Source organism: Pseudomonas putida (assembly GCF_005080685.1).
Classification (GTDB): Bacteria; Pseudomonadota; Gammaproteobacteria; order Pseudomonadales; family Pseudomonadaceae; genus Aquipseudomonas; species Aquipseudomonas putida_V.
Genome location: NZ_CP039371.1, coordinates 1,766,863 through 1,791,650, shown reverse-complemented (window position 1 = coordinate 1,791,650; position 24,788 = coordinate 1,766,863). Strand labels below are relative to the sequence as shown.

Sequence of the window (24,788 nt, the reverse complement as noted above, 5' to 3'; positions counted from 1 at the left end):
GGGGATCGAGCTCGTAGGCGTGGTCCTCGAGCAGCTCTTCCTGATATTCATCCATTGTCCTGCGTCCTCGTTTCTCATGTGTCTTCGTAAGTTCTGCCCCCAACCTAAGCAGGCGGGATGAAGGAATGATGACAAGCGTATGAGTGGTAAACGTAGCAGGTGTTCAGGAAGTTATCGCCGCCTATCTGTTACAGGTCATGTGGCCGCCAACCAGGCCCAATCAGGGCGTAGAAGGCGTGCTCTCGACCGTCTCGCTGGTCTCGGTGGCCTGCACCTCCTGCGACTGCACCTGAATCGGCGCAGACTCCGCAGGCGGCGCTATCGGCTGCGACCCTTGGCTGTCATCGACCACCGGCGCGCTGGCCGCTTCATTGGCAGCGGCAACCGCCGCAGGCGCCGCTTCGGCGACAGGGGCCGCTGCTGGCGCGGTTTGGACCACAGCTGCGGGTGCAGGCTCAGGGGTAGCGACTGGGGTTGGCGCAGGCGCAAGTACCACCGGCGCTGCGGAAGCCTGCTCCGGCAAACCCAGCGCTGGCGCGGCCGGCTCGACCTTGGGCGCTTGCGCCTTGGCCTTCTTCACTTTCTTCGGCTTGGGCAGGTAACTCTCGACGAGGGCGAAATACCGGTCATAGAACTGCGCCGCAGTCACCGTCTCGCTGGCCACCTTGACCATGGAGTCGTCACTGGAGCCGATCGGCATCGACACCGAACCGAGCACCCCCACACCAAGGCTGGCCGAGGTGTTCGACTTCTTGAGGCTGTAGCGGTCCTGCAAGGCGTTGGCGAACATGGTGGAACGCTGGTCGTCGCTCACATCCGGCGCACAGGTGACGTTGAAGCTGATCTGCAGGTGGTTTTCGCTGTTCTGCTGGAAGCTCTTGTTGCCGGCAACCTGATTGGGGCCACTGTTGGTGATGATGTAGCCCTGGCTGAGCAATGCACGGCGCGCCGCCTCGCACGAGCCGGCGTCGGTGACTGGGAAACTGCGCGAGAAGGTACCCGAGTCATCGAAGTTCTCGTGCTCGTAGATGGCGGCTTTTTTCGAGGAGCAACCGGTCACGCCCGCCAGCACCAGGGCCAGCCCGAGCGCACCAAAGACGGATGATCTGGTCATTGCGAATTCCGGATAAGTCGAAGGGTGCCTATTGTGCAACACAGCACGCAGCACGGGAACCGTCGTTAGGTTAAGAGTGTGTCAGCATCTTGTAAAAGTCTGGGGTTTGCTGCAGACCAGAAACGCAAAAAGCGACCCTAAGGTCGCTTTTTACGTTGCTTCGAGGTGTTCATGGCCTCGATGCGAAGATGGCGCAGCGGACGGGACTCGAACCCGCGACCCCCGGCGTGACAGGCCGGTATTCTAACCGACTGAACTACCGCTGCGTATCGCTCGGGCTTGCGCCCGTTTGAAACCTGGACCTGCTCCGCCATGCAGTGGCGGGAGGCACAAAAAAAGCGAACGTTGTTCGCTCTTTTCGTTGCTTCGAGGTGTTCATGGGACCTCGAGGCGAAGATGGCGCAGCGGACGGGACTCGAACCCGCGACCCCGGCGTGACAGGCCGGTATTCTAACCGACTGAACTACCGCTGCGTATCGTTCAGGCTTGCGCCCGATTGAAACTGGGATCGACCTCAGGCATGGTTGCCTTTTGGTCTCAGACCGGTGCCAGGCACCCATCTGTTACTAAAAGTGGCGCAGCGGACGGGACTCGAACCCGCGACCCCCGGCGTGACAGGCCGGTATTCTAACCGACTGAACTACCGCTGCGCATATGGACTTGCATCCGGTTCCTCTCTGCCAGAAAACTTCTTTCGAAGCGTCCCAGGTCAGGAACATCTCAGGAAGTGGTGGGTGATGACGGGATCGAACCGCCGACCCTCTGCTTGTAAGGCAGATGCTCTCCCGGCTGAGCTAATCACCCTCGCGATGTTGCTTGTTGCGTTTGCTTCGCTGAGGCCGCGAAATTTACGCAGGTGCCGAAGCTAAGTCAATACCCCCATTGAATTTTTTTTCAAAAAGGGCAAAAAAGACCAAAATGAAAAAGGGACCTTTCGGTCCCTCTTCTCAGCTGTAGATCATCTTGCGAGTCATACCGCCGTCCACCACGAACTCCTGACCGGTCACGAACCCCGACTGGCGCGACAGCAACCAGGCGACCATGGCCGCGACATCTTCCACGGTCCCTACCCTGCCCGCCGGATGCTGGGCATGATCGGCCTCGGTCAGCGGCTCGGCACGCCGCTGCGATGGGTCGCGGGCATCGATCCAGCCTGGGCTCACCGCATTGACCCGGATCTCCGGGCCAAGGCTCATGGCCAGCGCATGGGTCAAGGCCACCAGGCCGCCCTTGCTCGCCGCATAGGCCTCGGTGTCCGGTTCCGACTGGCGGGCCCGGGTCGAGGTCAGGTTGACGATGGCACCATTGTGCGCACGTAGATAAGGCGCACAATGCTTGGCCAGCAACATCGGGCCGCTGAGGTTGACCGCCAGCACCCGATTCCATTGCGCCAGGCTCAGGCTTTCGAGGGTATGGTTGTGCGGATTGGCGATGGCGGCATTGCACACCAGCGCATCCAGGCGACCGAACTGGCCAAGCACCTCGGACACCCCGGCACTGACCTGCGCCTCGTCGGCGACATCCATGCTGACGAACCAGGCGTTTTCACCCAGCGCCTTGGCCACCTTGGCCCCACGTGGGCGATCCAGGTCGCTGAGCACCACCTGCCAACCCTCGCAGATCAGCCAGGCGGCGATGCCCAGGCCGATGCCGCGCGCGGCACCGGTGACCAGGGCTACCCGGCCGTTATGGCCCGGCCCGCCACCCTTGAGTTCCATCACAAAGCAGCCAGGCCGCGTGCCAGGTCCGCCTGCAGGTCGGCCACGTCTTCCAGGCCGACGGCGACGCGGATGAGGCTGTCGCGAATGCCCGCGGCCTCACGCTCCTGCGGCGACAGACGGCCGTGGGAGGTGGTGGCCGGGTGGGCGATGGTGGTCTTGCTGTCACCCAGGTTGGTAGTGATCGAGATCATCCGCGTGGCATCGATGACGCGCCAGGCGCCTTCCTTGCCACCCTTGACCTCGAAGCTCACCACCGCGCCGAAACCGCTCATCTGGCGCTTGGCCAGCTCGTGCTGCGGATGGCTCGGCAAACCGGCGTAGTGCACCTTCTCCACGCCTTCCTGCTGCTCCAGCCACTCGGCCAGCAACTGAGCGCTCTCGCAGTGAGCACGCATGCGCAGCTTGAGCGTCTCCAGGCCCTTGGTGAAGATCCAGGCGTTGAACGGGCTGAGCGTCGGCCCGGCGGTGCGCAGGAAGCCCACCACTTCTTTCATCTGCTCCGCACGACCAGCCACCACGCCGCCCATGCAACGGCCCTGGCCATCGATGAACTTGGTCGCCGAGTGGAAGACGATGTCGGCGCCGAGCTTGAGCGGCTGTTGCAACGCCGGGGTGCTGAAGCAGTTGTCGACCACCAGCATGGCGCCACGGGCATGGGCGATTTCGCTCAAGGCGGCGATGTCGACCAGCTCGGCCAGCGGGTTGGAGGGCGACTCGACGACCAGCAGCTTGGTGTTGGCCTTGATGGCCTTTTCCCAACCAGCCAGGTCGGTCAGGGGCACGTAGTCCACTTCCACGCCGAAGCGCTTGAAGTACTTCTCGAACAGGCTGATGGTCGAGCCGAACACGCTCTGCGAGACCAGCACGTGATCGCCAGCGCTGCACAACGACATCACCACGGCCAACAACGCGGCCATGCCGGTGGAGGTGGCCACGGCCTGCTCGGCACCTTCCATGGCCGCCAGGCGCTCCTCGAAGGCGCGCACCGAGGGATTGGTGTAGCGCGAGTAGACGTTGCCCGGCGTTTCGCCTGCGAAGCGCGCAGCGGCATCGGCCGCGGTGCGGAACACATAGCTGGAGGTCAGGAACAGCGCTTCGCTGTGCTCGGCCTCCGGTGAACGGTACTGACCGGCGCGCACCGCCAGGGTGTCGAAACCGACACCCTCGAGGTCACTGTCCAGTCGCCCGGCATCCCATTGATCCGTCATGCCGTCGCTCCCTAAATCAGTTGTTGTAGAGGTCGATGATCGCGCTGACCGCCTGGTTCTTGACCTTGGCCAGGTCGTTACGGGCCTGCTCGATGCGATCGAGGTAGGCTTCGTCGATGTCGCCGGTGACGTATTCACCATTGAACACCGCGCAATCGAAGTGCTCGATCTTGATCTTGCCGCCACCGACCGATTCGATCAGGTCCGGCAGGTCCTGGTAGACCAGCCAGTCGGCGCCGATCAACTCGGCCACCTGATCGGTGGTGCGGTTGTGGGCGATCAGTTCGTGAGCGCTCGGCATGTCGATGCCGTAGACGTTGGGGTAACGCACCGCAGGGGCTGCGGAGCAGAAGTAGACGTTCTTGGCGCCAGCTTCGCGAGCCATCTGGATGATCTGCTTGCAGGTGGTGCCGCGCACGATCGAGTCGTCGACCAGCATGACGTTCTTGCCGCGGAACTCCAGCTCGATGGCGTTGAGCTTCTGGCGTACCGATTTCTTGCGCGCGGCCTGGCCCGGCATGATGAAGGTACGGCCGATGTAGCGGTTCTTGACGAAGCCCTCGCGGAACTTCACACCCAGGTGGTTGGCCAGTTCCAGGGCCGCGGTGCGGCTGGTGTCCGGAATTGGGATGACCACGTCGATGTCATGGTTCGGCCGCTCGCGCTGGATCTTCTCGGCGAGCTTCTCGCCCATGCGCAGGCGCGCTTTGTACACCGACACACCGTCCATGATCGAGTCCGGACGGGCCAGGTAGACGTGCTCGAAGATGCACGGCTGCAGTTTCGGGCTCTCGGCGCACTGCTTGGTGTACAGCTGGCCTTCCTCGGTGATGTACACCGCTTCGCCCGGCGCCAGGTCGCGGATCAGGGTGAAGCCGAGCACGTCGAGGGCGACGCTCTCGGAGGCGATCATGTATTCCACGCCTTCGTCGGTGTGGCGCTGGCCGAACACCACCGGGCGGATGCCGTTGGGGTCACGGAAACCGACGATGCCGTAGCCGGTGACCATCGCCACGACCGCATAGCCGCCCACGCAGCGGCTGTGGACGTGGGACACGGCAGCGAACACGTCTTCCTCAGTCGGCTGCAGCTTGCCGCGCACGGCCAGCTCGTGGGCGAACACGTTGAGCAGCACTTCGGAGTCGGAGTTCGTGTTGACGTGGCGCAGGTCGGACTCGTAGATCTCCTTGGCCAACTGCTCGACATTGGTCAGGTTGCCGTTGTGCGCCAGGGTGATGCCATATGGCGAGTTGACGTAGAACGGCTGGGCCTCGGCCGAGGTCGAGCTGCCAGCGGTCGGGTAGCGCACGTGGCCGATACCCATGTGGCCCACCAGGCGCTGCATGTGGCGCTGCTGGAAGACATCGCGCACCAGGCCATTATCCTTGCGCAGGAACAACCGGCCGTCGTGGCTGGTCACGATACCGGCAGCGTCCTGGCCGCGGTGCTGGAGGACCGTAAGCGCGTCATACAGCGCCTGATTGACGTTCGACTTACCGACGATACCGACGATGCCACACATGCGACGCAACCCCTACTTTGATGAAACTTGAGTGAAAAGCGCTCAAGGCCGGGCTGGCCCGAGCAACTGTTCCTTGAACGGAAGATCAGCCGGAGTGCTGATCGCCCCACTGGACCACTGGCTGGTGAACCCCAGAATGAGGTTTTTCGACCAGTCGGCTACCAATAGAAATTGTGGTATCAGGCGAGACTCCTGCCACCAGCTGTCCTGTTGCACCGGGCCCAGGCTGAGCAGGCCCACGGCCACCACCACCAGCAAGGCCCCACGCGCGGCGCCGAAGGCCATGCCGAGGAAGCGATCGGTGCCGGACAACCCGGTCACGCGGATCAGCTCGCCGATGAGGAAATTGAGCATGGCCCCCACCAGCAGGGTGGCGACGAAAAGAATGGCGCAGCCGGCGATGGTGCGCATCGACGGCGTCTGGATATAGCTCTCAAGGTACACCGAGAGCGAGCCGCCGAACATCCAGGCAACGGCGCCGGCAATGATCCAGATGAGCAGCGACAAGGCTTCCTTGACGAAACCGCGCTTGAGACTGATCAGTGTGGAGACGGCGATGATCGCGATGATCGCCCAATCAACCAGGGTAAATGCCACGGTGCTGCCTGCAGACGTTTGAGGCGGCGCATTTTACCAGAGCGGCGGGCTGTGGGTAAGCGGAATGTCAGGCGGATTAGCGAGAGCTTGAATTGCCTTGGTGGGAGCGGCCTTGTGTCGCGATTGGGGCGCGAAGCGGCCCCAGGATCCGGGGCCCGCAGCACAAAGCCACCCTGCCCTTGCTCAGCCGCGCTCAGGCTGGAAGCGCACCACGAAACCCTTGAGGTTCTGCTGGCGGTTGATCACATCGCGCAGGCGCTCGGCCTCGGCGCGCTCGATCAGTGGCCCCACGTACACCCGGTTCATGCCGCCGGCGGAACGGATATAGGCGTTGTAACCCTGGCTACGCAGGGTTTTCTGCAGGTTGTCGGCACCGGCACGGTTGGACAGGCTGGCCAGCTGGATCGACCAGCTCACCGGCAGGCCATTGGCGTCGATTTTCGATGGCGCCGCAGCACTGGCCGCTGCAGTTGGCGCGGTGGCCGGTTTGGCGGCAGGCGCCGGGGTCGGCAGCGGAGTTTGCGCTTTGGGTTGAGCCTGGGATTGCGCCTGGGTCTGCGGCGACGGCGTGATCGGCTGGCTTGGCGTGGCTGGCCGCGCCGAAGACTCGTTGATCACCACGGGCGACTGCTCCGGCTGCTCCTGCACAGGCTCCGGCAACGGCTGCGGTTCAGGCACGGCTACCTGTTCCACCTTGACCTCGGGCAGGCTCGGCATGGCCGGGGCCTCGGCGGCGTCGACCTGCACCTGGCGCATCTCGTCCTCGCGGGTGAACAGCATCGGCAGGAAAATCACCGCCAGCGCCACCAGCACCAACGCACCGACCATGCGCTGCTTAATCCCTTTATCCAGCACTGCCATCTACTCCACCCTCCGGGGCCTGCCGCTCGAGCCATTGCAACGCCTCGGCGACACAGAAAAACGAACCGAACAGCAGGATCTGGTCATCCTCGGTTGCCTGCGCGCATTGCCCTTCCAGCGCTGCGTCGACACTGGCATAAGACTTCACCGCCGCGCCCAGGTTCGTCAAGGCTTGGGCCAGTTCGCCGGCAGGTCTGCTACGAGGTGTGTCCAGCGGCGCCACGGCCCACTCGTCGACCAGACCCTGCAGCGGCGCGAGCACACCAGCCAGATCCTTGTCGGCCAGCAACCCGAACACCGCCAGGCGGCGACCCTTGGGCGGCCGGGCGGCCAGGCGACGGGCCAGGTAGTCGGCGGCATGTGGGTTGTGCCCGACATCCAGCAACAACTGCACGGCCTTGCCCTGCCAGGGCACCGTGCGGCGGTCGAGGCGGCCAGTGATGCGGGTATCGAGCAGCGCCTGGCGCAGTTGCCCGGCATCCCAAGGCAGGCCCATCAGCAGGTAGGCCTGCAGGGCCAGGGCGGCGTTTTCCATCGGCAGGTCGAGCAACGGCAGGTCATGCAGCTCGACCACCACGCCATCGGCGCCCACCCCGCGCCACTGCCAGTATCGATCGGTGCTGGCCAGGTCGAAATCCCGCCCCCGCAGGAACAGCGGCGCCGCCAATTCGGCGGCCTTGTCCAGCAGTGGCTGGGGTGGATCGAGATCACCGCACAAGGCAGGCTTGCCCTGACGGAAGATACCGGCCTTCTCGAAGGCGACCCGCTCGCGGGTGTCACCCAGGTAATCGACATGGTCGACACCGACACTGGTCACCAGGGCCAGGTCGGCATCGATCACGTTCACGGTATCCAGGCGTCCGCCCAGGCCGACTTCGAGCACCACGGCGTCGAGCCCGGCACGTTCGAACAGCCAGAACGCCGCCAGGGTCCCCATCTCGAAGTAGGTCAAGGAGATTTCGCCGCGCGCCGCCTCGACGGCAGCGAACGCTTCGCACAGCTTTTCATCGCTGGCCTCCTGGCCGTCGATGAGCACACGTTCGTTATAGCGCAGCAGGTGCGGCGAGCTGTAGACACCGACCTTGAGCCCCTGGGCACGCAACATCGAGGCGACGAAGGCACAGGTCGAGCCCTTGCCATTGGTCCCGGTCACGGTGACCACACGCGGCGCGAGCTTGCCCAGCGCCAGCCGGGCAAGCACCTTCTGCGAACGCTCCAGCCCCATGTCGATGGCCGATGGGTGCAACTGCTCGAGGTAGGCGAGCCACTCACCGAGCGTACGTGGGCTGAGCTGTGTCATCACGCGACCGCAGCCGCCTCGCGGGCCTGTTCAGGCGTTGCCTGGCCGGTCATCTGGGCCAGCAGGCGGGCCAGGCGTGGGCGCAGCTCGCCACGGGAGATGATCAGGTCGATGGCGCCATGCTCCAGGAGGAACTCGCTGCGCTGGAAGCCTTCTGGCAGTTTTTCACGCACGGTCTGCTCGATAACCCGCGGGCCAGCGAAGCCGATCAGCGCCTTCGGCTCGCCGACGATGACGTCACCGAGCATCGCCAGGCTGGCGGAAACACCGCCGTAGACCGGGTCGGTCAGCACGGAGATGAACGGAATTCCCTCTTCGCGCAGGCGTGCCAGCACGGCCGAGGTCTTGGCCATCTGCATCAGCGAGATCAGCGCTTCCTGCATGCGCGCACCACCGGAGGCCGAGAAGCAGACCATCGGGCAGCGGTTTTCCAGCGCGTAGTTGGCGGCGCGAACGAAACGCTCGCCAACGACGGCGCCCATCGAGCCACCCATGAACGAGAACTCGAAGGCGCTGACCACGATCGGCATGCCCATCAGGGTGCCGCTCATGGAAATCAGGGCGTCTTTTTCGCCAGTCTGCTTCTGCGCGCCGACCAGGCGATCCTTGTACTTCTTGCCGTCACGGAACTTCAGACGGTCGACCGGCTCGAGCTCGGCACCGAGTTCGGCGCGGCCTTCGGCATCCAGGAAGATGTCGATGCGGGCACGTGCGCCGATGCGCATGTGGTGGTTGCACTTGGGGCAAACATCCAGGGTCTTTTCCAGCTCCGGACGATACAGCACGGCTTCGCAGGCTGGGCACTTGTGCCACAGGCCTTCTGGCACCGAGCTCTTCTTCACCTCGGAACGCATGATCGATGGAATCAGTTTGTCGACCAACCAGTTGCTCATGCTTTATTTCTCCAGTATCGGCGGGCGGGGACCGGTCTGGCCGGCCATGCCCTGCCCTTGAGCTCAAATTCTTCTATGAAACGATGACGACCCGACCACAGGGGCTGCCTGCGTACCGCGTCGTCGTCAATGGTGTTCTGTGCCGCACGGCGTGCCGGCGACTGCCCCGCAGGGCTGCGATAGCTATGGACGATGGCGCGCCGCCAGCCGTCACATCTGCCCTCACGCCTGTTTCACCGCACGGATGAATGCGTCAATCTTCGCGGCATCCTTGATGCCCTTGCTCTGCTCCACGCCGCCGCTCACATCCACGGCGTATGGCCGGACCTGGGCGATCGCCTGACCGACGTTGGCCGCCGACAGGCCGCCGGCGAGAATCACAGGCTTGCTTAGGCCGGCGGGCACCAGCGACCAGTCGAAGGCCTCGCCGGTACCACCAGGCACCCCCGCCACGAAGGTATCCAGCAACACCCCCTGGGCGCCGGCATACAGCTGGCAGGCGGCCTCCAGGTCGTCACCGGGGCGCACCCGCAAGGCTTTGATCCAGGGGCGATGAAAGCCTTCACAATCGGCAGGGGTTTCGTCGCCGTGGAACTGTAGCAGGTCCAACGGCACCACTTCGAGAATCTCGTTGAGCTCGCAACGCGAAGCGTTGACGAACAGGCCCACGGTGGTCACGAACGGCGGCAACTCGGCGATGATCGCCCGCGCCTGGCGTACGTCCACGGCTCGCGGGCTCTTGGCATAGAAGACGAAGCCGATGGCATCGGCCCCGGCGTCGGCCGCGGCCAGGGCGTCTTCGATGCGGGTGATCCCGCAGATCTTGCTGCGAACGTTGCTCATGGACTGCAAACCCTGAGTTTCTGGAGAAAGGCCGGATGTTAGCAAAAGCCCCCGGCAGCGTCAGTCGGCCAGGGCTTCATAGCCTGTAAGAAAGTGTGGGCCGATGTAACGGCTCGGTAGCTCGAAAGCCTCGGGATATTCCACCTGCACCAGGTACAAGCCGTAAGGGTGCGCGGTCACCCCGCCCTCGCGGCGGTTGCGCCCCTCGAGCACCTCGCGCGCCCAGCTGGCTGGCCGCTCGCCGGCACCGATGGTCATCAGCACGCCGGCGATGTTGCGCACCATGTGATGGAGGAACGCCGTGGCGCGCACGTCGAGCACGATCATGCGGCCATGGCGGGTGACGCGCAGGTGGTGGATATGCTTGATCGGCGACTTGGCCTGGCACTGGCTGGCACGGAAGGCACTGAAGTCATGGGTGCCAAGCAGATACCGGGCCGCTTCGGCCATGCGTTCGACATCCAACGGACGGTGATTCCAGGTGACCTCCTCGGCCAGGTGCGCCGGGCGGATCGGGTCGTTGTAGATGACGTAGCGGTAGCGCCGGGCGGTGGCCTTGAAGCGCGCATGGAAGTCGGCGGGCATCGGCCGCGCCCAGACCACGCTGATATCGTGTGGCAGGTTGAAGTTGCTGCCCAGGGTCCAGGCGCGCTCGTCGCGCAGGGCGCGGGTGTCGAAGTGCACGACCTGGCCACAGCCGTGCACGCCGGCATCGGTGCGGCCGGCACAAACCACGCTGATAGGCTCGTTGGCGACCTTCGACAGGGCTTGCTCCAGGGCCTGCTGGACGCTCGGCACGCCGCTGGCCTGGCGTTGCCAGCCGCGGTAGCGCGAGCCCTTGTACTCCACGCCCAGGGCGATGCGGGTGAAGCCTTCGGCGGCCGATTCGGTGGTGGCGGTGTCGATGATGTCCAAGAACGTGAAACCTGTGGGTGATACGCAATGGCGGGATTATAACGACAACGGCAGCCGTGTTGGGCTGTGGGAGCGGCCTTGCGTCGCGATAGGGCCGCAAGGCGGCCCCAGGGTTTCAGCCATGCAGCCAATATCGCTGGGGCCGCCCTGCGGCCCTATCGCGACGCAAGGCCGCTCCCACAACGACCGAGCTGCCGATTGGTTCAAACCAGCCGGGACAGCATGTCCTCGGCTTCCTGGCGCTGGGTGTCGTCGCCATCCTTGACCACTTCGTCGAGGATGTCGCGGGCGCCCTGATGGTCGCCCATGTCGATGTAGGCGCGCGCCAGGTCGAGCTTGGTCGCCACTTCGTCGGTGCCGGAGAAGAAATCGAAGTCCAGGTCATCCAGTGGCTCGGGCTCCGCTGCAGCGTCCTCGGCGGTGAACTGCGGCTCCAGCGACGGGCTTTCGAGGTTCTGCGACAGCTTGTCGAGCTCGGCGTTGACGTCGTCCAGTTCCGAGGCGAAGTTCTTTGCCGCCGGCGAATCGTCGTCCAGCGACAGCGACAGGTCGAAGTCCTCCGGCAGCTCCAGCTCGGAGATCGGGTCGAACTCCGGCATGGCGTCAAAGGCAGCAAGCTCGGCAGCCACGTCCACCGGCTCCTCGACCTCGGCCGGAGCCGCAGCAGCAGGCTCGCCCATGTCCAGGTCGAAGTCGGCAAGGTCATCCACTGCTGGCGACTCGGCCTGGGCCAGCAGAGTTTCGAAATCGGCGTCGGCGTCGGTTTCCGGCTCGGCAGGCGCAACCACCGGCGCCTCCTCGGCCAGCGGCTGATCCAGCGAAATGTCGTCGAGCAGCGGTGCCTCGACGGCAGTATCCAGCGGCAGGTCGTCGTCCAGGCTCAGGTCGAAGGCGCTGTCCAGGTCGTCGACCTCCGGGGCTGGCGCCTGGGCTACCTCTTCGGGCTCTGGCTGCGATTGCGGCTCAGGCTCCTGGGCGGTTTCGGGGGCAGCCGGTGCCTCGTCCTGCAGCAGGTCCTGAACGTATTGCTCGTCCATTTCCGCCGCCAGCGCGGCGGCGCCCAGGCCTGCGGCAGCCAGGCCGAGCATGGCCGGGTAGCGGCTCTTGAGATCGTCGACCTGGGCGACATTGGCCTCGCTGGCAGGCAGCTTGCGCTCCTGCTCGACGAAACCACTGTGATCACCCTGGCGCGCATACACGTCCATGAGTTTCAAACGCAGGTCGTCGCGCTCGGGCTCGGCGGCAACTGCCGCCTCAAGCAGGTCGGCTGCGTGGTTCAGGCGGCCAGCGGCGATGCTCTGGTCGACTTCGGCAAGCAGTTCGGCGATCGGATCGACCTCTGCTTGCGGCTCGGCCAGCGGTTGCGGCGCTACCACAGGGGCTGGAGCGACCGGCTTCTCCGCCGCCGCAGCTGCGGCGGCGGAAGCGGCGACCACGGCTGGCGACAGGGTCACGCTCGGGGCCGACACCTCCACGCCCTCGAAGCTGCTCGGCGGCAGGTCGAAGTCCGGGGCACGTTGGTTTTCCTCGGCCAGCTCACGGGCCATGCGCAGGTGCTTCTCGGCTTCCTGCTCGGCCTTGCGCTTGCGCATCAGCAGCAGAATCAACAGCAACAGCGCCAGTACTGCAGAGCCTGCGATCAGGCCCAGCAGCAGTGGATTGCCGAGCAGGTCGTCGAGCGCGCCAGGCTGCTTGTCGCCAGCCGCCTGATCAGCACCGGCTGGCGTTGCCGGCGCAGTATCAACTGCAGCCGGCGCGGGCTCGACCACCGGCTCCGCAGCCGTGGCAGGCGACTGCGCTGCGTCAGGAGCAGCTGGCGCGGCAGCCGGAGTGCCGTCGGCGGCGCCCTGCGCTTCCAGGCGCGCCAGCTGGTCGTTTTTCAGCTCGATGAGGCGCTGCAGCTTGTCCAGCTGGCTTTGCAGGTCGCTCATGCGACTTTTGAGTTCTTCGTTGTCGCGACGGCTGGTGTCCAGGCTTTCCTGGGCGACGGCCAATTGGTCGTTGAGCGCCTTGGCATCGTTGGCCTTGGCCTGGTTGCCGGGGCTCACCAGACGCAGATTGTCGCCCTGGGCGATGCGCGAAGGCGCAGCCTCGGCGGCACCGCGACGGGTAGCGTCGAGCTGGCGAGCACGCGGCCCCAAGCGCCGGCCTTCACGCCAGGCACTGTACTGCTCGGCCACCTCTCGGTTGGCTTCGCCTTGGGGAATGCTCTGCACCTGCTGCTGATCGGGCAGGCGTAACACCTGGCCAACCTTCAGCTGGTTGATGTTGTTGCCGATGAACGCATCGGGGTTCAGCGCCTGGATGGCGATCATCGCCTGCTGGACCGAACCACCATTGGCATTGCGCGCAGCGATCTGCCACAGGGTGTCGCGTCGCTGGGTGGTATAGCTGGCGCCGCTGCTGACCGCAGGTGCGACATTGGCCGCCGCCGGTTGCTCGCCCTGGGCCTTGGCCTGATCCAGCAGCACGCTGTAGTCACGCAGCAGACGGCCCTGGGGCCACATCACCTGGACCAGGAACTTGACCACGGTACCCGGCAGCGGCTGGCTGGAGGTCACCCGCAACACGCTCTTGCCGTTGGGATTGATAACCGGGGTGAAGGTCAGGTCTTCCAGATAGCTGGGATAGGCCACCCCGGCCTTGCTGAATTCTTCTGGCGAGGCCAGGCTCGGCGCCACTTCGGAGGTACGCAGGTCGCGTACGTCGAGCAGCTCGATCTCGGCATCCAGCGGCTGGTTCTGCGCCGACTTGAGGGTCAGCTCACCCAACCCCAGGGCGTTCGCCATGCCGGACGACAGCGCCGACGCTGCCGCCATGGCTAGAACCAGTTTGCGAATTCGAAGCATGACTCTTCCCTTGTATGGATCGCCAAACACCTTCTGACGGTGTAGGACAAAATTGCTCGCCAGTATCTTTTACACCATGTGTTTTATCAACAATTGCGCCACCTGGACGGCATTGAGGGCAGCGCCCTTGCGCAGATTGTCGGTGGTCAGCCAGAGGTTCAGTTGCTCCGGCTCGTCGACGCCATGGCGTACACGACCAACATAGACCACGTCCTGCCCGACTGCGTCGCCGACTGGCGTCGGATAATCGCCCGGCTCGACCAGCTCGAGGCTGTCGGCGCTGTCCAGCGCCTGGTTGACCGCGGCCAGATCGACCGGCGCACGGCTCTGCACCGCCACACTGAAGCTATCGCCGAAAAACACCGGGACTTGAATGCAGGTGACGGAAATCTTCAAATCCGCCAGCCCCAGCAGCCCGCGCAGCTCGCCCACCAGGCGGCGTTCCAGGCCGCCGTGGCCCAGCTCGTCCACCGCGCCGACCTGCGGCAACAGGTTGAATGCCACCTGGCGGTCGAAGAACCGCGGCTCCAACGGCCGAGCATTGAGCAGTTCGGCGGTCTGGCGCGCCAGCTCGTTGACCGCCTCGCGGCCCTGGGCAGAAACCGCCAGTGCGGCCATCACCTGTACCCGTTCGATGTCCAGCAGCCCCTTGAGCGGCGCCAGCGCTACGGCCAGGGCCACGGCGGCGGAGCTGGGGCTGGCGATGCGGGCCGGCAGTTGCACGCCGTCAAGGCGCTCGGCATTGGCTTCCGGTACCACAGCCAGGGCGTCGTCGAGGCCGCCGGAGAGATCGATGACCGTGCAACCGGCCTGCTCGGCCTTGCTGGCGAAGCTACGGCTCACGGCCGGGCCGGCGGCGAAGAAGGCCAGCTTGACCTGGCCGAAGTCGAAACTGTCGACCTCGCGTACCTTGAGCTTCTTGCCGGCGAACATCACGCTGCTACCGGCCGATTCCATGCTGGCGAGCAGATGCAGGGTGGCGACGGGGAACGCCAGTTCTTCGAGGATCTGTACCAGGGTTTCACCGACGCTACCGGTGGCGCCGATGACGGCGATGTCCAAGGGGGTGGTCATGGAGGAGATCCTTTTGCTGAAACGGCGGGGGCGGCACTTTACTTGGATTGTAGTGTTTTGTCTGTGCTGGCCTGTTCACGGGTCAACCCGCCCCTACACGTACAGCGTTGACCCTGGAGCGGGATTACCCGCGCAGAGGACGGCACCGACATAAAAAAACCCGCACTGTCACCAGCACGGGCTTTTCGCAGCGGCAGGAACGATCAACGCTCCAGCAGGATCCGCAGCATGCGGCGCAGCGGCTCGGCGGCGCCCCACAGCAGTTGGTCGCCAACGGTGAACGCGCCCAGGTACTGGGAACCCATGTTCAGCTTGCGCAGACGGCCAACCGGGATGTTCAGGGTGCCGGTCACCTTGGTCGGAGTCAGCTCCTGCATGCTGATCTCGCGCTGGTTCGGCACCAGCTTGACCCACGGGTTGTGCTGGCTGATCAGGCCTTCGATGTCGGCCAGCGGCACGTCCTTGTTCAGCTTGATGGTCAGCGCCTGGCTGTGGCAACGCATGGCGCCGATGCGCACGCAGATACCGTCGACCGGGATCGGGCTCTTGAAGCGGCCGAGGATCTTGTTGGTCTCGGCCTGGGCCTTCCACTCTTCGCGGCTCTGGCCGTTCGGCAGTTCCTTGTCGATCCATGGGATCAGGCTGCCGGCCAGCGGTACGCCGAAGTTCTCGGTCGGGAACGCTTCACCGCGCATGGTCTCGGCGACCTTGCGATCGATGTCGAGGATGGCACTGGCCGGGTTGGCCAGCTCATCGGCAACGGCCGCGTGGGTAGCGCCCATCTGCTTGATCAGCTCACGCATGTTCTGCGCGCCGGCCCCGGAGGCCGCCTGGTAGGTCATGGCGCTCATCCACTCGACCAGGCCGGCTTCGAACAGGCCGCCCAGGCCCATCAGCATCAGGCTGACGGTGCAGTTGCCGCCGATGTAGTTCTTGGTCCCGGCATCGAGCTGCTGGTCGATCACCTTGCGGTTGACCGGGTCGAGCACGATGACCGCGTCGTCCTGCATGCGCAGCGACGAGGCCGCGTCGATCCAGTAGCCCTGCCAGCCGGCTTCACGCAGCTTGGGGAACACCTCGTTGGTGTAGTCGCCGCCCTGACAGGTCAGGATCACGTCGAGGGTCTTGAGCTCTTCAATCGAATACGCGTCCTTGAGCGCAGCGATATCCTTGCCCACGTTCGGGCCTTGGCCACCTACGTTCGAAGTGGTGAAGAACACCGGCTCGATAAGGTCGAAGTCCTGCTCCTCCAGCATCCGCTGCATGAGCACGGAACCGACCATGCCGCGCCAACCGATCAGACCTACACGTTTCATCGCAACTACACCTTTGCTAAAAGTGGGCCGCCACCGGGAGATGTTGGTGGCGGGCCAGAGAGATTACAGATTCCGCAGCGCTGCGACTACTGCGTCGCCCATTTCTTGCGTACCTACCTTGCGGCACCCTTGCGAGAAGATGTCGCCGGTACGCAGGCCCTGGTCCAGGACCAGGCTGACCGCCTGCTCGATGGCCTCGGCCGCTGCCTGCTGGTTGAAGCTGTAGCGCAGCATCATCGACACCGACAGGATGGTCGCCAGCGGGTTGGCGACGCCCAGCCCGGCGATGTCCGGTGCCGAACCGTGGCAAGGCTCGTACATGCCCTTGTTGTTGGCATCCAGCGAGGCCGAAGGCAGCATGCCGATGGAACCGGTGAGCATGGAAGCCTCATCCGACAGGATGTCACCGAACATGTTGTCGGTCACCATCACATCGAACTGCTTAGGTGCGCGCACCAGTTGCATGGCCGCGTTGTCGACGTACATGTGGCTCAGTTCGACGTCCGGGTAGTCCTTGGCCACGTCCTCGACCACTTCGCGCCACAGCTGGCTGGAAGCCAGGACGTTGGCCTTGTCCACCGAGCACAGCTTCTTGCCGCGCACACGGGCCATGTCGAACCCGACGCGGGCGATGCGGCGCACTTCGCTTTCGCTGTACGGCAGGGTGTCGTAGGCCTGGCGCTCGCCGCCTTCGAGTTCGCGCTGACCGCGTGGTGCGCCGAAGTAGATGCCGCCGGTCAGCTCACGGACGATGAGGATGTCCAGGCCCGAGACGATTTCCGGCTTCAGCGACGAAGCATCGGCCAGTTGCGGATAGAGGATGGCCGGACGCAGGTTGGCGAACAGACCCAGCTGCGAACGGATTTTCAACAGGCCGCGCTCAGGGCGGATGTCACGCTCGATCTTGTCCCACTTCGGGCCGCCCACGGCGCCCAGCAGCACGGCGTCGGCCTGACGAGCACGCTCCAAAGTCTCGTCGGCCAGCGGCACACCGTGCTTGTCGATGGCTGCGCCACCGATCACGTCGTGGGCAAGGCTCAGGCCGAGCTGGAACTTGTCGTTGGCCAGCTCCAGTACCTTGACCGCTTCGGCCATGATTTCCGGGCCGATGCCATCACCTGGGAGAATCAGAATCTGCTTGCTCATGCTTTCCTCTATCCATTCAAGCAGCGCGGCCCAACTGACCACGCCGAACTGTATTTTGATGACAACCTAGCGCTCGGCCCACAGCACCAGCACGTCGGTACTGAACGAGCCGTCGGCTTCGATCTTGTAATACTGCCGCACTTCCTCGCCCATGGCCTGCTGCAACTGGCGGATGGCCACGCGCAGCGGCTCGGGGGTGCGCATGCGCTCGACCCAGCTGGAAAACTCGAGGCGCAGTGCCTGGCGCGTGTGGCTGCGGACATGCAAGCCGGCTTCACTGACCTGACGCTGCCACTCGGCGGCAGAGTAATCGCGAACATGGCTGGTGTCGCGCAGTACTTCCACGGTCTGCAGGTAGGTGTCGAGCAACGGGCTGCCCGGCGACATCACATCGACGAAGGCGGCCACGCCACCGGGCTTGAGCACCCGGCGCACTTCGCGCAGGGCCAGGCCCAGGTCGCTCCAGTGGTGCGCCGAGTAGCGGCTGAAAACGAAGTCGAACGAAGCATCGGCGAACGGCAGTCGTTCGGCGGCGCCGCATTCGGTGGTGATATTGCCCAGGCCGCGATCGGCGGCTGCGGCGGCGACCACGTCGAGCATCGATTGCGACAGGTCGTAAGCGACCACTTCGGCGACCAGCGGCGCGACGTGGAAGCTGACATGACCTGCACCACACCCCAGGTCCAGCACGCGGGCGCTGCCCTGCCCCGCCAGCTCGGCCTGCAGCAGGGCGAATTCGCTGCCCTGGGCGTGCACGGCGCTGCTGAGATAGGCATTGGCCTGTTCGCCGAACTGGCGCTGGACCACGTCGGTGTGGGTGGTGCTGGTCATGGGGTCAATCCTTTAAATATCAGTGCCAGGACCGGCCTCTTCGCGGGCAAGCCCGCTCCCACAGAAGCAACACAGATGCTATAGACAGCACTTTACCGTGGGAGCGGGCTTGCCCGCGAAGAGGCCAGCAAGATCAACTACAAACTTCAGGCATCCCGAAACAGCCAGGGCTGCGCGGCGCGATGCTTGCCTTCGAAGGCCTTGATCGCGTCGCTGTCTTGCAGGGTCAGGCCGATGTCGTCGAGGCCGTTGAGCAGGCAGTGCTTGCGGAAGGCATCGATCTCGAAGTGCAGCACCTTGCCATCAGGACGGGTCACGGCCTGGGCCTGCAGGTCGATGGTCAGCTGGTAGCCTGGGTTGGCCTCGACCTGCTTGAACAGCTCATCGACTTCCTCATCGCTGAGAATGATCGGCAGCAGGCCATTCTTGAAGCTGTTGTTGAAGAAGATGTCGGCGAAGCTCGGCGCGATGACGCTACGGAAACCGTATTCGTCCAGCGCCCATGGGGCGTGTTCGCGGCTCGAACCGCAACCGAAGTTCTCACGCGCCAGCAGTACGCTGGCACCTTGGTAACGTGCGTGGTTGAGCACGAAATCTTCGTTCAATGGGCGCTTGCTGTTGTCCTGGTACGGCTGGCCGACATCCAGGTAACGCCACTCGTCGAACAGGTTGGGGCCGAAACCGGTGCGTTTGATCGACTTCAGGAACTGCTTGGGGATGATCTGATCGGTGTCGACGTTGGCACGGTCCAACGGCGCGACGAGACCGGTGTGCTGGGTAAAGGCTTTCATGCTGCGCTCCCTTGGATCAACTCGCGGACATCGATGAAGTGACCGGTCACCGCGGCGGCGGCGGCCATGGCCGGGCTCACCAGGTGGGTACGACCACCGGCGCCCTGACGGCCCTCGAAGTTGCGGTTGGAGGTGGAGGCGCAGTGCTCGCCGCTTTCCAGGCGGTCCGGGTTCATCGCCAGGCACATCGAGCAGCCAGGCTCGCGCCATTCGAAACCAGCCTCGAGGAAAATCTTGTCCAGGCCTTCGCGCTCGGCTTGCGCCTTGACCAAGCCGGAGCCCGGCACGACGATGGCCTGCTTGATGGTGGCGGCGACCTTGCGACCCTTGGCGATTTCGGCGGCGGCGCGCAGGTCTTCGATCCGCGAGTTGGTGCAAGAACCGATGAACACACGGTCCAGCTGGATATCGGTGATCGCCTGGTTGGCGCTCAGACCCATGTACTTCAAGGCGCGCTCGATCGAACCACGCTTGACCAGGTCGGCCTCGGCAGCCGGGTCCGGCACGCGCTGGTCGACGGCCAGCACCATCTCGGGCGAGGTGCCCCAGCTGACCTGTGGCTTGATCTGGGCGGCGTCGAGCTCGACCACGGTGTCGAACACCGCATCGTCATCGGAGACCAGGTCTTTCCACGCCTCGACGGCGCGTTCCCAGTGCTCGCCTTTCGGCGCATACGGGCGGCCTTCGACATACGCGACGGTCGTCGCATCGGTGGCGACCAGGCCGACACGGGCACCGGCTTCGATGGACATGTTGCAGATGGTCATGCGGCCTTCCATCGACAATTCGCGGATGGCGCTGCCGGCGAATTCCATCGCGTGGCCGTTGCCACCGGCGGTGCCGATCTTGCCGATGACGGCGAGCACGATGTCCTTGGCGGTGACGCCGGCAGGCAATTGGCCTTCGACGCGCACCAGCATGTTCTTCATTTTCTTGGCGACCAGACACTGGGTGGCGAGCACGTGCTCGACCTCGGAGGTGCCGATGCCGTGGGCCAAGGCGCCAAAGGCACCGTGGGTCGAGGTATGCGAGTCGCCGCAGACCACGGTCATGCCGGGCAAGGTGGCGCCTTGCTCGGGGCTGATGACGTGGACGATGCCCTGACGTTCGTCGTTCATCTTGAATTCGACGATGCCGTACTCGTCACAGTTTTCATCGAGGGTCTGCACCTGCAGGCGCGACACCTGGTCGACGATGGCGTCGATGCCACCCTTGCGCTCTGGCGTGGTCGGCACGTTGTGGTCGGGCGTGGCGATGTTGGCATCGATGCGCCATGGCTTGCGGTTGGCCAGGCGCAGGCCTTCGAAGGCCTGGGGCGACGTCACTTCATGAATGATATGGCGGTCGATGTAGATCAAGGACGAGCCGTCGTCTCGGCGCTTGACCTCATGGGCTTCCCAGAGTTTGTCGTAGAGCGTTTTGCCAGCCATCAGACTGTTCCTCATCAGCGTCTTTCTATGCCAAAGACCCCTTGGCTTGTACGGACGATGCTATGGGGTTAGATTGAATAACTCAAATTCATAATTTTTATACTTTGGATAACCAACAGGAATTCGAACACATGGACCTCGCCAACCTCAGCGCCTTTATCGCCATTGCTGAAACCGGCAGTTTCTCCGGCGCCGCCGAGCGCCTGCTCCTGACACAACCTGCGGTCAGCAAGCGCATCGCCGGGCTGGAGCAACAACTGGACGTGCGCCTGTTCGACCGCCTGGGCCGCGAAGTGACACTGACCGAAGCCGGCCGCGCCCTTTTGCCCCGTGCCTACCAGATCCTCAACGTGCTCGATGATACCCGCCGCGCCCTGACCAATCTCAGCGGGGAGGTGAGTGGTCGTTTGACCCTGGCCACCAGCCACCATATCGGCCTGCACCGACTGCCGCCGCTGCTACGGGCCTTCACCCGCGAATACCCAGCGGTGGCGCTGGACATCCAGTTCATGGATTCGGAAGCGGCCTACGATGAGATTCTCCATGGCCGCGCCGAAATCGCGGTCATCACCCTGGCCCCCGAACCCCATCACCTGGTCAAGGCGGTGCCGGTCTGGGACGACGCCCTGGATTTCGTCGCCGCTCCCGAGCACCCGCTGGCCCGCGACAGCCAGGTCGGCCTGGCCGACGTCGCCCGCCACCCGGCGGTGTTCCCCGGCGGCAACACCTTCACCCACCACATCGTCCAGCGCCTGTTCGAAAGCCAGGGCCTGACACCGAACATCGCCATGAGCACCAATTACCTGGAAACCATCAAGATGATGGTTTCCATCGGCCTGGCGTGGAGCGTGCTGCCGCGCACCATGCTCGACGAACAGGTCTCACCCATCGCCTTGCCCGGCATACAACTGTCGCGCCAGCTAGGCTACATTTTGCACACGGAGCGAACGCTATCGAATGCGGCGAGGGCCTTCATGGCCCTGCTCGACAGCCACGCAGGGTCCGCCTGACCGGTCGTCAGCTCGGCATTTCCAACTCAAGGACGCGTTTTAAGCCAAAGGTCTGGTATCGATGCCCAAATCAGCAAACCGCTTTCCGCGCCTGCCGCGCATTCCTGCGGCCGATCCCCAGGAATCGGAACAGGCCTGGCAGAATGCCCCGCAGTTGCTCGCTGCGCTAAACGGCGCCCGCCTCGGGGCGTGGCTCTGGGATATCGAGAGCGGCCGGGTGAGCTGGTCGCGGGGCACCCAGGCGCTGTTCGGTTTCGACCCGCAACGACCACTGCCCAGCGACATCGACTACCTCGACCTGCTGCCCGAGGAAGACCGCGCCCGCACCCGCCAGGCCTTCCAGGCGGTGGTCAACGGCGAACCAGTAGTCCAGGCCATGCGCCACCGCATCCGCTGGCCGGACGGCACCTTGCATTGGCTGGAGATCAACGGCAGCCTCACCCATGACCGCCACGGCCGCCCGCAGATGATCGGCGTGATCCGCGAAATCACCCGCCAGCGCGAACGCGAGGCCGCGCTGATCAACTCGGAAAAACGTTTCGCCACGCTGTTCCACCTGAGCCCCAATGCGGTGATGCTGACCCGTCGCCAGGACGGCATGATCTTCGACGTCAACCAGCACTTCGAGGACATGTTCGGTTGGCCGGGCAGCCAGGTAATCGGCAAGACCAGCCTGGAACTGGGCCTGTGGGCCAACCTCGAGCAGCGCCACCAGGTGATCGAGGCGACCCGCGCCGGCAGCGGGCCGGTGAGCCTCGAAGTGCAGTTTCGCGCAAGCTCCGGCAAGCTCCACGACGGCATCCTGTGTACGCAAGGCATCGAGTTCGAAGGGGTGACCTTCCTGCTCAGCACCTTCGTCGATACCACCGAACGCAGGCGCGCCGAACAGGCCCTCAAGGACAGCCAGGAGCGTCTCGACCTGGCCCTGGATTCGGCGCAGTTGGGCACCTGGGACTGGCACATCCCCAGCGGCATGCTCTATGGCTCGGCGCGTGCTGCGCAGTTGCACGGGCTCGACCCGATACCGTTCCACGAATCGTTCGATGCCTTCTTCGAGGGCGTGCCCGAGCAGGAGCGCAACGTCATGCGCCAGGCCTACCGCAGTTTGCGCGAAGGCCCGGCCGGCAATTACCAGATCACCTACCGGGTCCAACTGGAGAACGGCGCCTCGCGCTACATCGAGAGCCGCGCCCGCCTCTACCGCGACGAGCACGGGCAGCCGCTGCGCATGGCCGGCACCTTGCTGGACATCACCGACCAGGTCGAGCGCGAGCAACGCCTGAGCGCCTCGGAAGAGAAGTTCGCCAGCCTGTTCCAGGTCAGCCCGGACCCGATCTACGTCACCCGCCAGGACACCGGCCAGTTCATCGAGATCAACCCGGCGTTCTCGCAGACCTTCGGCTGGACTGCGGAACAGGTGATCGGCCGCACCGCCGACGAACTTGACCTGTGGGCAGAGCCCTCCGAACGCACCCAGCGCATCGAGCAGGTGATCCGCGAGCAGGCCCTGAGCAACGTTGCGGTGACTCTCAATCACCGCAATGGCTCGCCGCTGACCTGCGTGATTTCCAGCCGCCTGATCAGCGTCGACGGCCAGCCGTGCAGCGTCACCACACTGCGCGACATCACCCAACAGCAACGCGCCGAGGCGGCACTGAAATCCAGCGAAGAGAAATTCGCCAAGGCCTTCCACTCAAGCCCCGACGCCATCACCATCACCGAGCACCACAGTGGCCGCTACCTTGAAGTCAACGACGGCTTCACCCGCCTGACCGGCTACAGCGCCACCGAGGTGATCGGCCGGACGGTCTATGAAATGGGCATCTGGGCCGATGAGAAACAGCGCGCAGCGCTGCTCAACGAGCTGCATGAGCATGGCCGCGTGCACCATCGCGAGATGCTCGGGCGCAACAAGCGCGGCGACATCCTCACCGTGGAGGTCTCGGTGGAGCCGATCAGCCTCAACGAGATCGATTGCCTGCTGCTGACCGCACGCGACGTCAGCCAGTTGAAGAACGCCCAGGCGCAGATACGCCACCTGGCCTACCACGACCCGCTGACCAACCTGCCCAACCGCGCCCTGTTGATGGACCGCCTGAGCCAGCAGATCGCCCTGCTCAAGCGCCACAACCAGCGCGGCGCGTTGCTGTTTCTCGACCTAGACCACTTCAAGCACATCAACGACTCGCTCGGCCATCCAGTGGGCGACACGGTATTGAAGATCATCACCGCCCGCCTGGAGGCCAGCGTGCGCCTGGAAGACACCGTGGCGCGCCTGGGCGGGGACGAATTCGTGGTGCTGATCGGCGGCCTTGAAGGCGGCCGCGATGCGGTCGAGGACAAGGTCCGCGAACTGGCCGATACCCTGCGCGAACTGTTGGCCGAGCCCATGTCGCTGGACGGTCAGCGCCTGCAGGTGACGCCCAGCATCGGCGTGGCACTGATCCCCGACCATGGCGCAACACCCGCCGACCTGCTCAAGCGTGCCGACATCGCCTTGTACCGGGCCAAGGACTCCGGGCGCAACACCACCCAACTGTTCCACAACACCATGCAGAAGGCCGCCAGCGAGCGCCTGCGCATGGAAAGCGACCTGCGCCTGGCCCTGGCCCGGGGCGAGCTGGCCCTGCACTTCCAGCCCCAGGTGGACGCCCGTGACAACCGCATCGTCGGAGCCGAGGTACTGCTGCGCTGGCACCATCCGCAACTGGGCCAGCAGCCGCCGGCACAGTTCATCCAGGTACTGGAGGAAAGCGGCCTGATTCTCGAAGTTGGCAGCTGGATCCTCGACGAAGCCTGCGATGCCTGCGCGGGCATGCTGAAAGACGGGCTGATCGACGCCGATACGTTCAGCCTGTGCGTGAACATCAGCCCAAGACAGTTCCGCCAGAACGACTTCGTCGAACGGGTACTGCGCAGCCTGGACGACTACGGCCTGCCGCGATGCATGCTGAAACTGGAAATTACCGAAGGTATCGTGATCCAGAACCTCGAGGACACCATCAGCAAGATGCACGAGCTAAAGCGCTACGGCGTGAGCTTCGCCATGGACGACTTCGGCACCGGCTACTCGTCGCTGACCTACCTCAAACGCTTGCCGGTGGATGCCTTGAAGATCGACCAGACCTTCGTGCGCGACGCACCACTGGACTCCAACGACGCCGAGATCGTCCGCGCCATCGTCGCCATGGCCCGCAGCCTGGGCCTTGCGGTCATCGCCGAAGGCGTCGAACTGACCGAGCAGCTGGAGTTTCTCGAGCGCCAGGGCTGCTACCTCTACCAGGGCTACCTGCACAGTCGCCCGTTGCCGCTGATGGCCTTCCGACAGTTGCTACTGGAGGCGCCGGCGGACTACTGAACAACAAAA

General features: G+C 64.4%; 19 protein-coding genes and 4 tRNA genes. 2 read left to right on the top strand and 21 right to left on the bottom strand.

Going from position 1 to position 24,788, the window contains the following annotated elements:
- Nucleotides 1-220 precede the first annotated feature (220 nt).
- The 21 genes from E6B08_RS08580 to leuC all read right to left on the bottom strand — a co-directional run bounded on the left by E6B08_RS08580 (nucleotide 221) and on the right by leuC (nucleotide 20,411).
- Entirely contained in the window at nucleotides 221-1,114 is an 894-nt protein-coding gene (locus tag E6B08_RS08580) for a DUF2242 domain-containing protein (RefSeq protein ID WP_136913616.1), read from the bottom strand.
- Between the two features lie 189 nt (nucleotides 1,115-1,303).
- Nucleotides 1,304-1,380 (bottom strand) — tRNA-Asp (locus E6B08_RS08575).
- A gap of 131 nt (nucleotides 1,381-1,511) precedes the next feature.
- Nucleotides 1,512-1,587: transfer RNA gene (locus E6B08_RS08570), tRNA-Asp, on the bottom strand.
- A 100-nt stretch (nucleotides 1,588-1,687) separates the two neighbouring features.
- A tRNA-Asp gene (locus tag E6B08_RS08565) sits at nucleotides 1,688-1,764 on the bottom strand.
- A gap of 78 nt (nucleotides 1,765-1,842) precedes the next feature.
- Nucleotides 1,843-1,918: transfer RNA gene (locus tag E6B08_RS08560), tRNA-Val, on the bottom strand.
- 143 nt (nucleotides 1,919-2,061) lie between these two features.
- Nucleotides 2,062-2,832, bottom strand: a complete 771-nt coding sequence (locus E6B08_RS08555; RefSeq protein ID WP_192938628.1) for an SDR family oxidoreductase — start codon at nucleotides 2,830-2,832, stop codon at nucleotides 2,062-2,064.
- Nucleotides 2,832-4,043 (bottom strand): O-succinylhomoserine sulfhydrylase, encoded by a 1,212-nt coding sequence (locus E6B08_RS08550; RefSeq protein ID WP_136913614.1) that lies wholly within the window; start codon nucleotides 4,041-4,043, stop codon nucleotides 2,832-2,834. Before E6B08_RS08550 ends, E6B08_RS08555 begins: the two co-directional genes overlap by 1 nt.
- Before the next feature lie 16 nt (nucleotides 4,044-4,059).
- Nucleotides 4,060-5,565, bottom strand: a complete 1,506-nt coding sequence (gene purF, locus E6B08_RS08545) for an amidophosphoribosyltransferase (RefSeq protein WP_136913613.1) — start codon at nucleotides 5,563-5,565, stop codon at nucleotides 4,060-4,062.
- A gap of 42 nt (nucleotides 5,566-5,607) precedes the next feature.
- A complete protein-coding gene (locus E6B08_RS08540) occupies nucleotides 5,608-6,162 on the bottom strand; it encodes a CvpA family protein (protein ID WP_133332196.1) in 555 nt (184 codons plus the stop codon).
- 183 nt (nucleotides 6,163-6,345) lie between these two features.
- Nucleotides 6,346-7,023 (bottom strand): SPOR domain-containing protein, encoded by a 678-nt coding sequence (locus E6B08_RS08535; RefSeq protein WP_136913612.1) that lies wholly within the window; start codon nucleotides 7,021-7,023, stop codon nucleotides 6,346-6,348.
- A complete protein-coding gene (gene folC / locus E6B08_RS08530; protein WP_136913611.1) occupies nucleotides 7,007-8,323 on the bottom strand; it encodes a bifunctional tetrahydrofolate synthase/dihydrofolate synthase in 1,317 nt (438 codons plus the stop codon). The genes E6B08_RS08535 and folC overlap by 17 nt, the downstream gene beginning before the upstream one ends.
- Nucleotides 8,323-9,216, bottom strand: a complete 894-nt coding sequence (accD, locus tag E6B08_RS08525) for an acetyl-CoA carboxylase, carboxyltransferase subunit beta (RefSeq protein WP_136913610.1) — start codon at nucleotides 9,214-9,216, stop codon at nucleotides 8,323-8,325. Before accD ends, folC begins: the two co-directional genes overlap by 1 nt.
- A 222-nt stretch (nucleotides 9,217-9,438) precedes the next feature.
- Nucleotides 9,439-10,059, bottom strand: coding sequence for a phosphoribosylanthranilate isomerase (locus tag E6B08_RS08520; protein ID WP_136913609.1), 621 nt, complete (start codon nucleotides 10,057-10,059; stop codon nucleotides 9,439-9,441).
- 60 nt (nucleotides 10,060-10,119) lie between these two features.
- Complete coding sequence (truA, locus tag E6B08_RS08515; protein WP_136913608.1) at nucleotides 10,120-10,974, bottom strand: tRNA pseudouridine(38-40) synthase TruA; 855 nt, start codon at nucleotides 10,972-10,974, stop codon at nucleotides 10,120-10,122.
- Between the two features lie 203 nt (nucleotides 10,975-11,177).
- The gene (locus E6B08_RS08510; RefSeq protein ID WP_136913607.1) at nucleotides 11,178-13,823 is read right to left on the bottom strand and encodes a FimV/HubP family polar landmark protein; all 2,646 of its coding nucleotides are present in this window, start codon (nucleotides 13,821-13,823) and stop codon (nucleotides 11,178-11,180) included.
- Nucleotides 13,824-13,892: 69 nt separating this feature from the next.
- Nucleotides 13,893-14,897 (bottom strand): aspartate-semialdehyde dehydrogenase, encoded by a 1,005-nt coding sequence (locus E6B08_RS08505; protein WP_136913606.1) that lies wholly within the window; start codon nucleotides 14,895-14,897, stop codon nucleotides 13,893-13,895.
- Nucleotides 14,898-15,100: 203 nt separating this feature from the next.
- Nucleotides 15,101-16,213 carry an aspartate-semialdehyde dehydrogenase gene (asd, locus tag E6B08_RS08500; protein ID WP_136913605.1) on the bottom strand — a complete coding sequence of 371 codons (1,113 nt, stop codon included), beginning with the start codon at nucleotides 16,211-16,213 and terminating at the stop codon, nucleotides 15,101-15,103.
- A 63-nt stretch (nucleotides 16,214-16,276) separates the two neighbouring features.
- On the bottom strand, nucleotides 16,277-17,359 hold the full coding sequence (leuB, locus tag E6B08_RS08495; RefSeq protein ID WP_136913604.1) for a 3-isopropylmalate dehydrogenase: 1,083 nt from the start codon (nucleotides 17,357-17,359) through the stop codon (nucleotides 16,277-16,279).
- A gap of 66 nt (nucleotides 17,360-17,425) precedes the next feature.
- Nucleotides 17,426-18,190: a class I SAM-dependent methyltransferase gene (locus E6B08_RS08490; protein ID WP_136913603.1), complete on the bottom strand. Its 765-nt coding sequence runs from the start codon at nucleotides 18,188-18,190 to the stop codon at nucleotides 17,426-17,428.
- 146 nt (nucleotides 18,191-18,336) lie between these two features.
- Nucleotides 18,337-18,981 carry a 3-isopropylmalate dehydratase small subunit gene (gene leuD, locus E6B08_RS08485; RefSeq protein ID WP_136913602.1) on the bottom strand — a complete coding sequence of 215 codons (645 nt, stop codon included), beginning with the start codon at nucleotides 18,979-18,981 and terminating at the stop codon, nucleotides 18,337-18,339.
- The gene (leuC, locus tag E6B08_RS08480; protein ID WP_136913601.1) at nucleotides 18,978-20,411 is read right to left on the bottom strand and encodes a 3-isopropylmalate dehydratase large subunit; all 1,434 of its coding nucleotides are present in this window, start codon (nucleotides 20,409-20,411) and stop codon (nucleotides 18,978-18,980) included. Before leuC ends, leuD begins: the two co-directional genes overlap by 4 nt.
- A 131-nt stretch (nucleotides 20,412-20,542) precedes the next feature.
- Here leuC and E6B08_RS08475 point away from each other — a divergent pair, with 131 nt between their 5' ends.
- The gene (locus tag E6B08_RS08475) at nucleotides 20,543-21,421 is read left to right on the top strand and encodes a LysR family transcriptional regulator (RefSeq protein WP_136913600.1); all 879 of its coding nucleotides are present in this window, start codon (nucleotides 20,543-20,545) and stop codon (nucleotides 21,419-21,421) included.
- Between the two features lie 61 nt (nucleotides 21,422-21,482).
- On the top strand, nucleotides 21,483-24,779 hold the full coding sequence (locus E6B08_RS08470; protein ID WP_136913599.1) for a PAS domain S-box protein: 3,297 nt from the start codon (nucleotides 21,483-21,485) through the stop codon (nucleotides 24,777-24,779).
- Nucleotides 24,780-24,788: the final 9 nt, after the last annotated feature.

Excerpts from the sequence above, each read along its gene's own strand:
- folC (WP_136913611.1), bottom strand. The coding sequence starts at position 8,323 with ATGACACAGCTCAGCCCACGTACGCTCGGTGAGTGGCTCGCCTACCTC.
- E6B08_RS08580 (WP_136913616.1), bottom strand. The coding sequence starts at position 1,114 with ATGACCAGATCATCCGTCTTTGGTGCGCTCGGGCTGGCCCTGGTGCTG.
- E6B08_RS08490 (WP_136913603.1), bottom strand. The coding sequence starts at position 18,190 with ATGACCAGCACCACCCACACCGACGTGGTCCAGCGCCAGTTCGGCGAA.
- leuC (WP_136913601.1), bottom strand. The coding sequence starts at position 20,411 with ATGGCTGGCAAAACGCTCTACGACAAACTCTGGGAAGCCCATGAGGTC.
- E6B08_RS08555 (WP_192938628.1), bottom strand. The coding sequence starts at position 2,832 with ATGGAACTCAAGGGTGGCGGGCCGGGCCATAACGGCCGGGTAGCCCTG.
- leuB (WP_136913604.1), bottom strand. The coding sequence starts at position 17,359 with ATGAGCAAGCAGATTCTGATTCTCCCAGGTGATGGCATCGGCCCGGAA.
- E6B08_RS08535 (WP_136913612.1), bottom strand. The coding sequence starts at position 7,023 with ATGGCAGTGCTGGATAAAGGGATTAAGCAGCGCATGGTCGGTGCGTTG.
- E6B08_RS08520 (WP_136913609.1), bottom strand. The coding sequence starts at position 10,059 with ATGAGCAACGTTCGCAGCAAGATCTGCGGGATCACCCGCATCGAAGAC.
- E6B08_RS08470 (WP_136913599.1), top strand. The coding sequence starts at position 21,483 with ATGCCCAAATCAGCAAACCGCTTTCCGCGCCTGCCGCGCATTCCTGCG.
- accD (WP_136913610.1), bottom strand. The coding sequence starts at position 9,216 with ATGAGCAACTGGTTGGTCGACAAACTGATTCCATCGATCATGCGTTCC.
- leuD (WP_136913602.1), bottom strand. The coding sequence starts at position 18,981 with ATGAAAGCCTTTACCCAGCACACCGGTCTCGTCGCGCCGTTGGACCGT.
- E6B08_RS08475 (WP_136913600.1), top strand. The coding sequence starts at position 20,543 with ATGGACCTCGCCAACCTCAGCGCCTTTATCGCCATTGCTGAAACCGGC.
- asd (WP_136913605.1), bottom strand. The coding sequence starts at position 16,213 with ATGAAACGTGTAGGTCTGATCGGTTGGCGCGGCATGGTCGGTTCCGTG.
- E6B08_RS08505 (WP_136913606.1), bottom strand. The coding sequence starts at position 14,897 with ATGACCACCCCCTTGGACATCGCCGTCATCGGCGCCACCGGTAGCGTC.
- E6B08_RS08550 (WP_136913614.1), bottom strand. The coding sequence starts at position 4,043 with ATGACGGATCAATGGGATGCCGGGCGACTGGACAGTGACCTCGAGGGT.
- purF (WP_136913613.1), bottom strand. The coding sequence starts at position 5,565 with ATGTGTGGCATCGTCGGTATCGTCGGTAAGTCGAACGTCAATCAGGCG.
- E6B08_RS08510 (WP_136913607.1), bottom strand. The coding sequence starts at position 13,823 with ATGCTTCGAATTCGCAAACTGGTTCTAGCCATGGCGGCAGCGTCGGCG.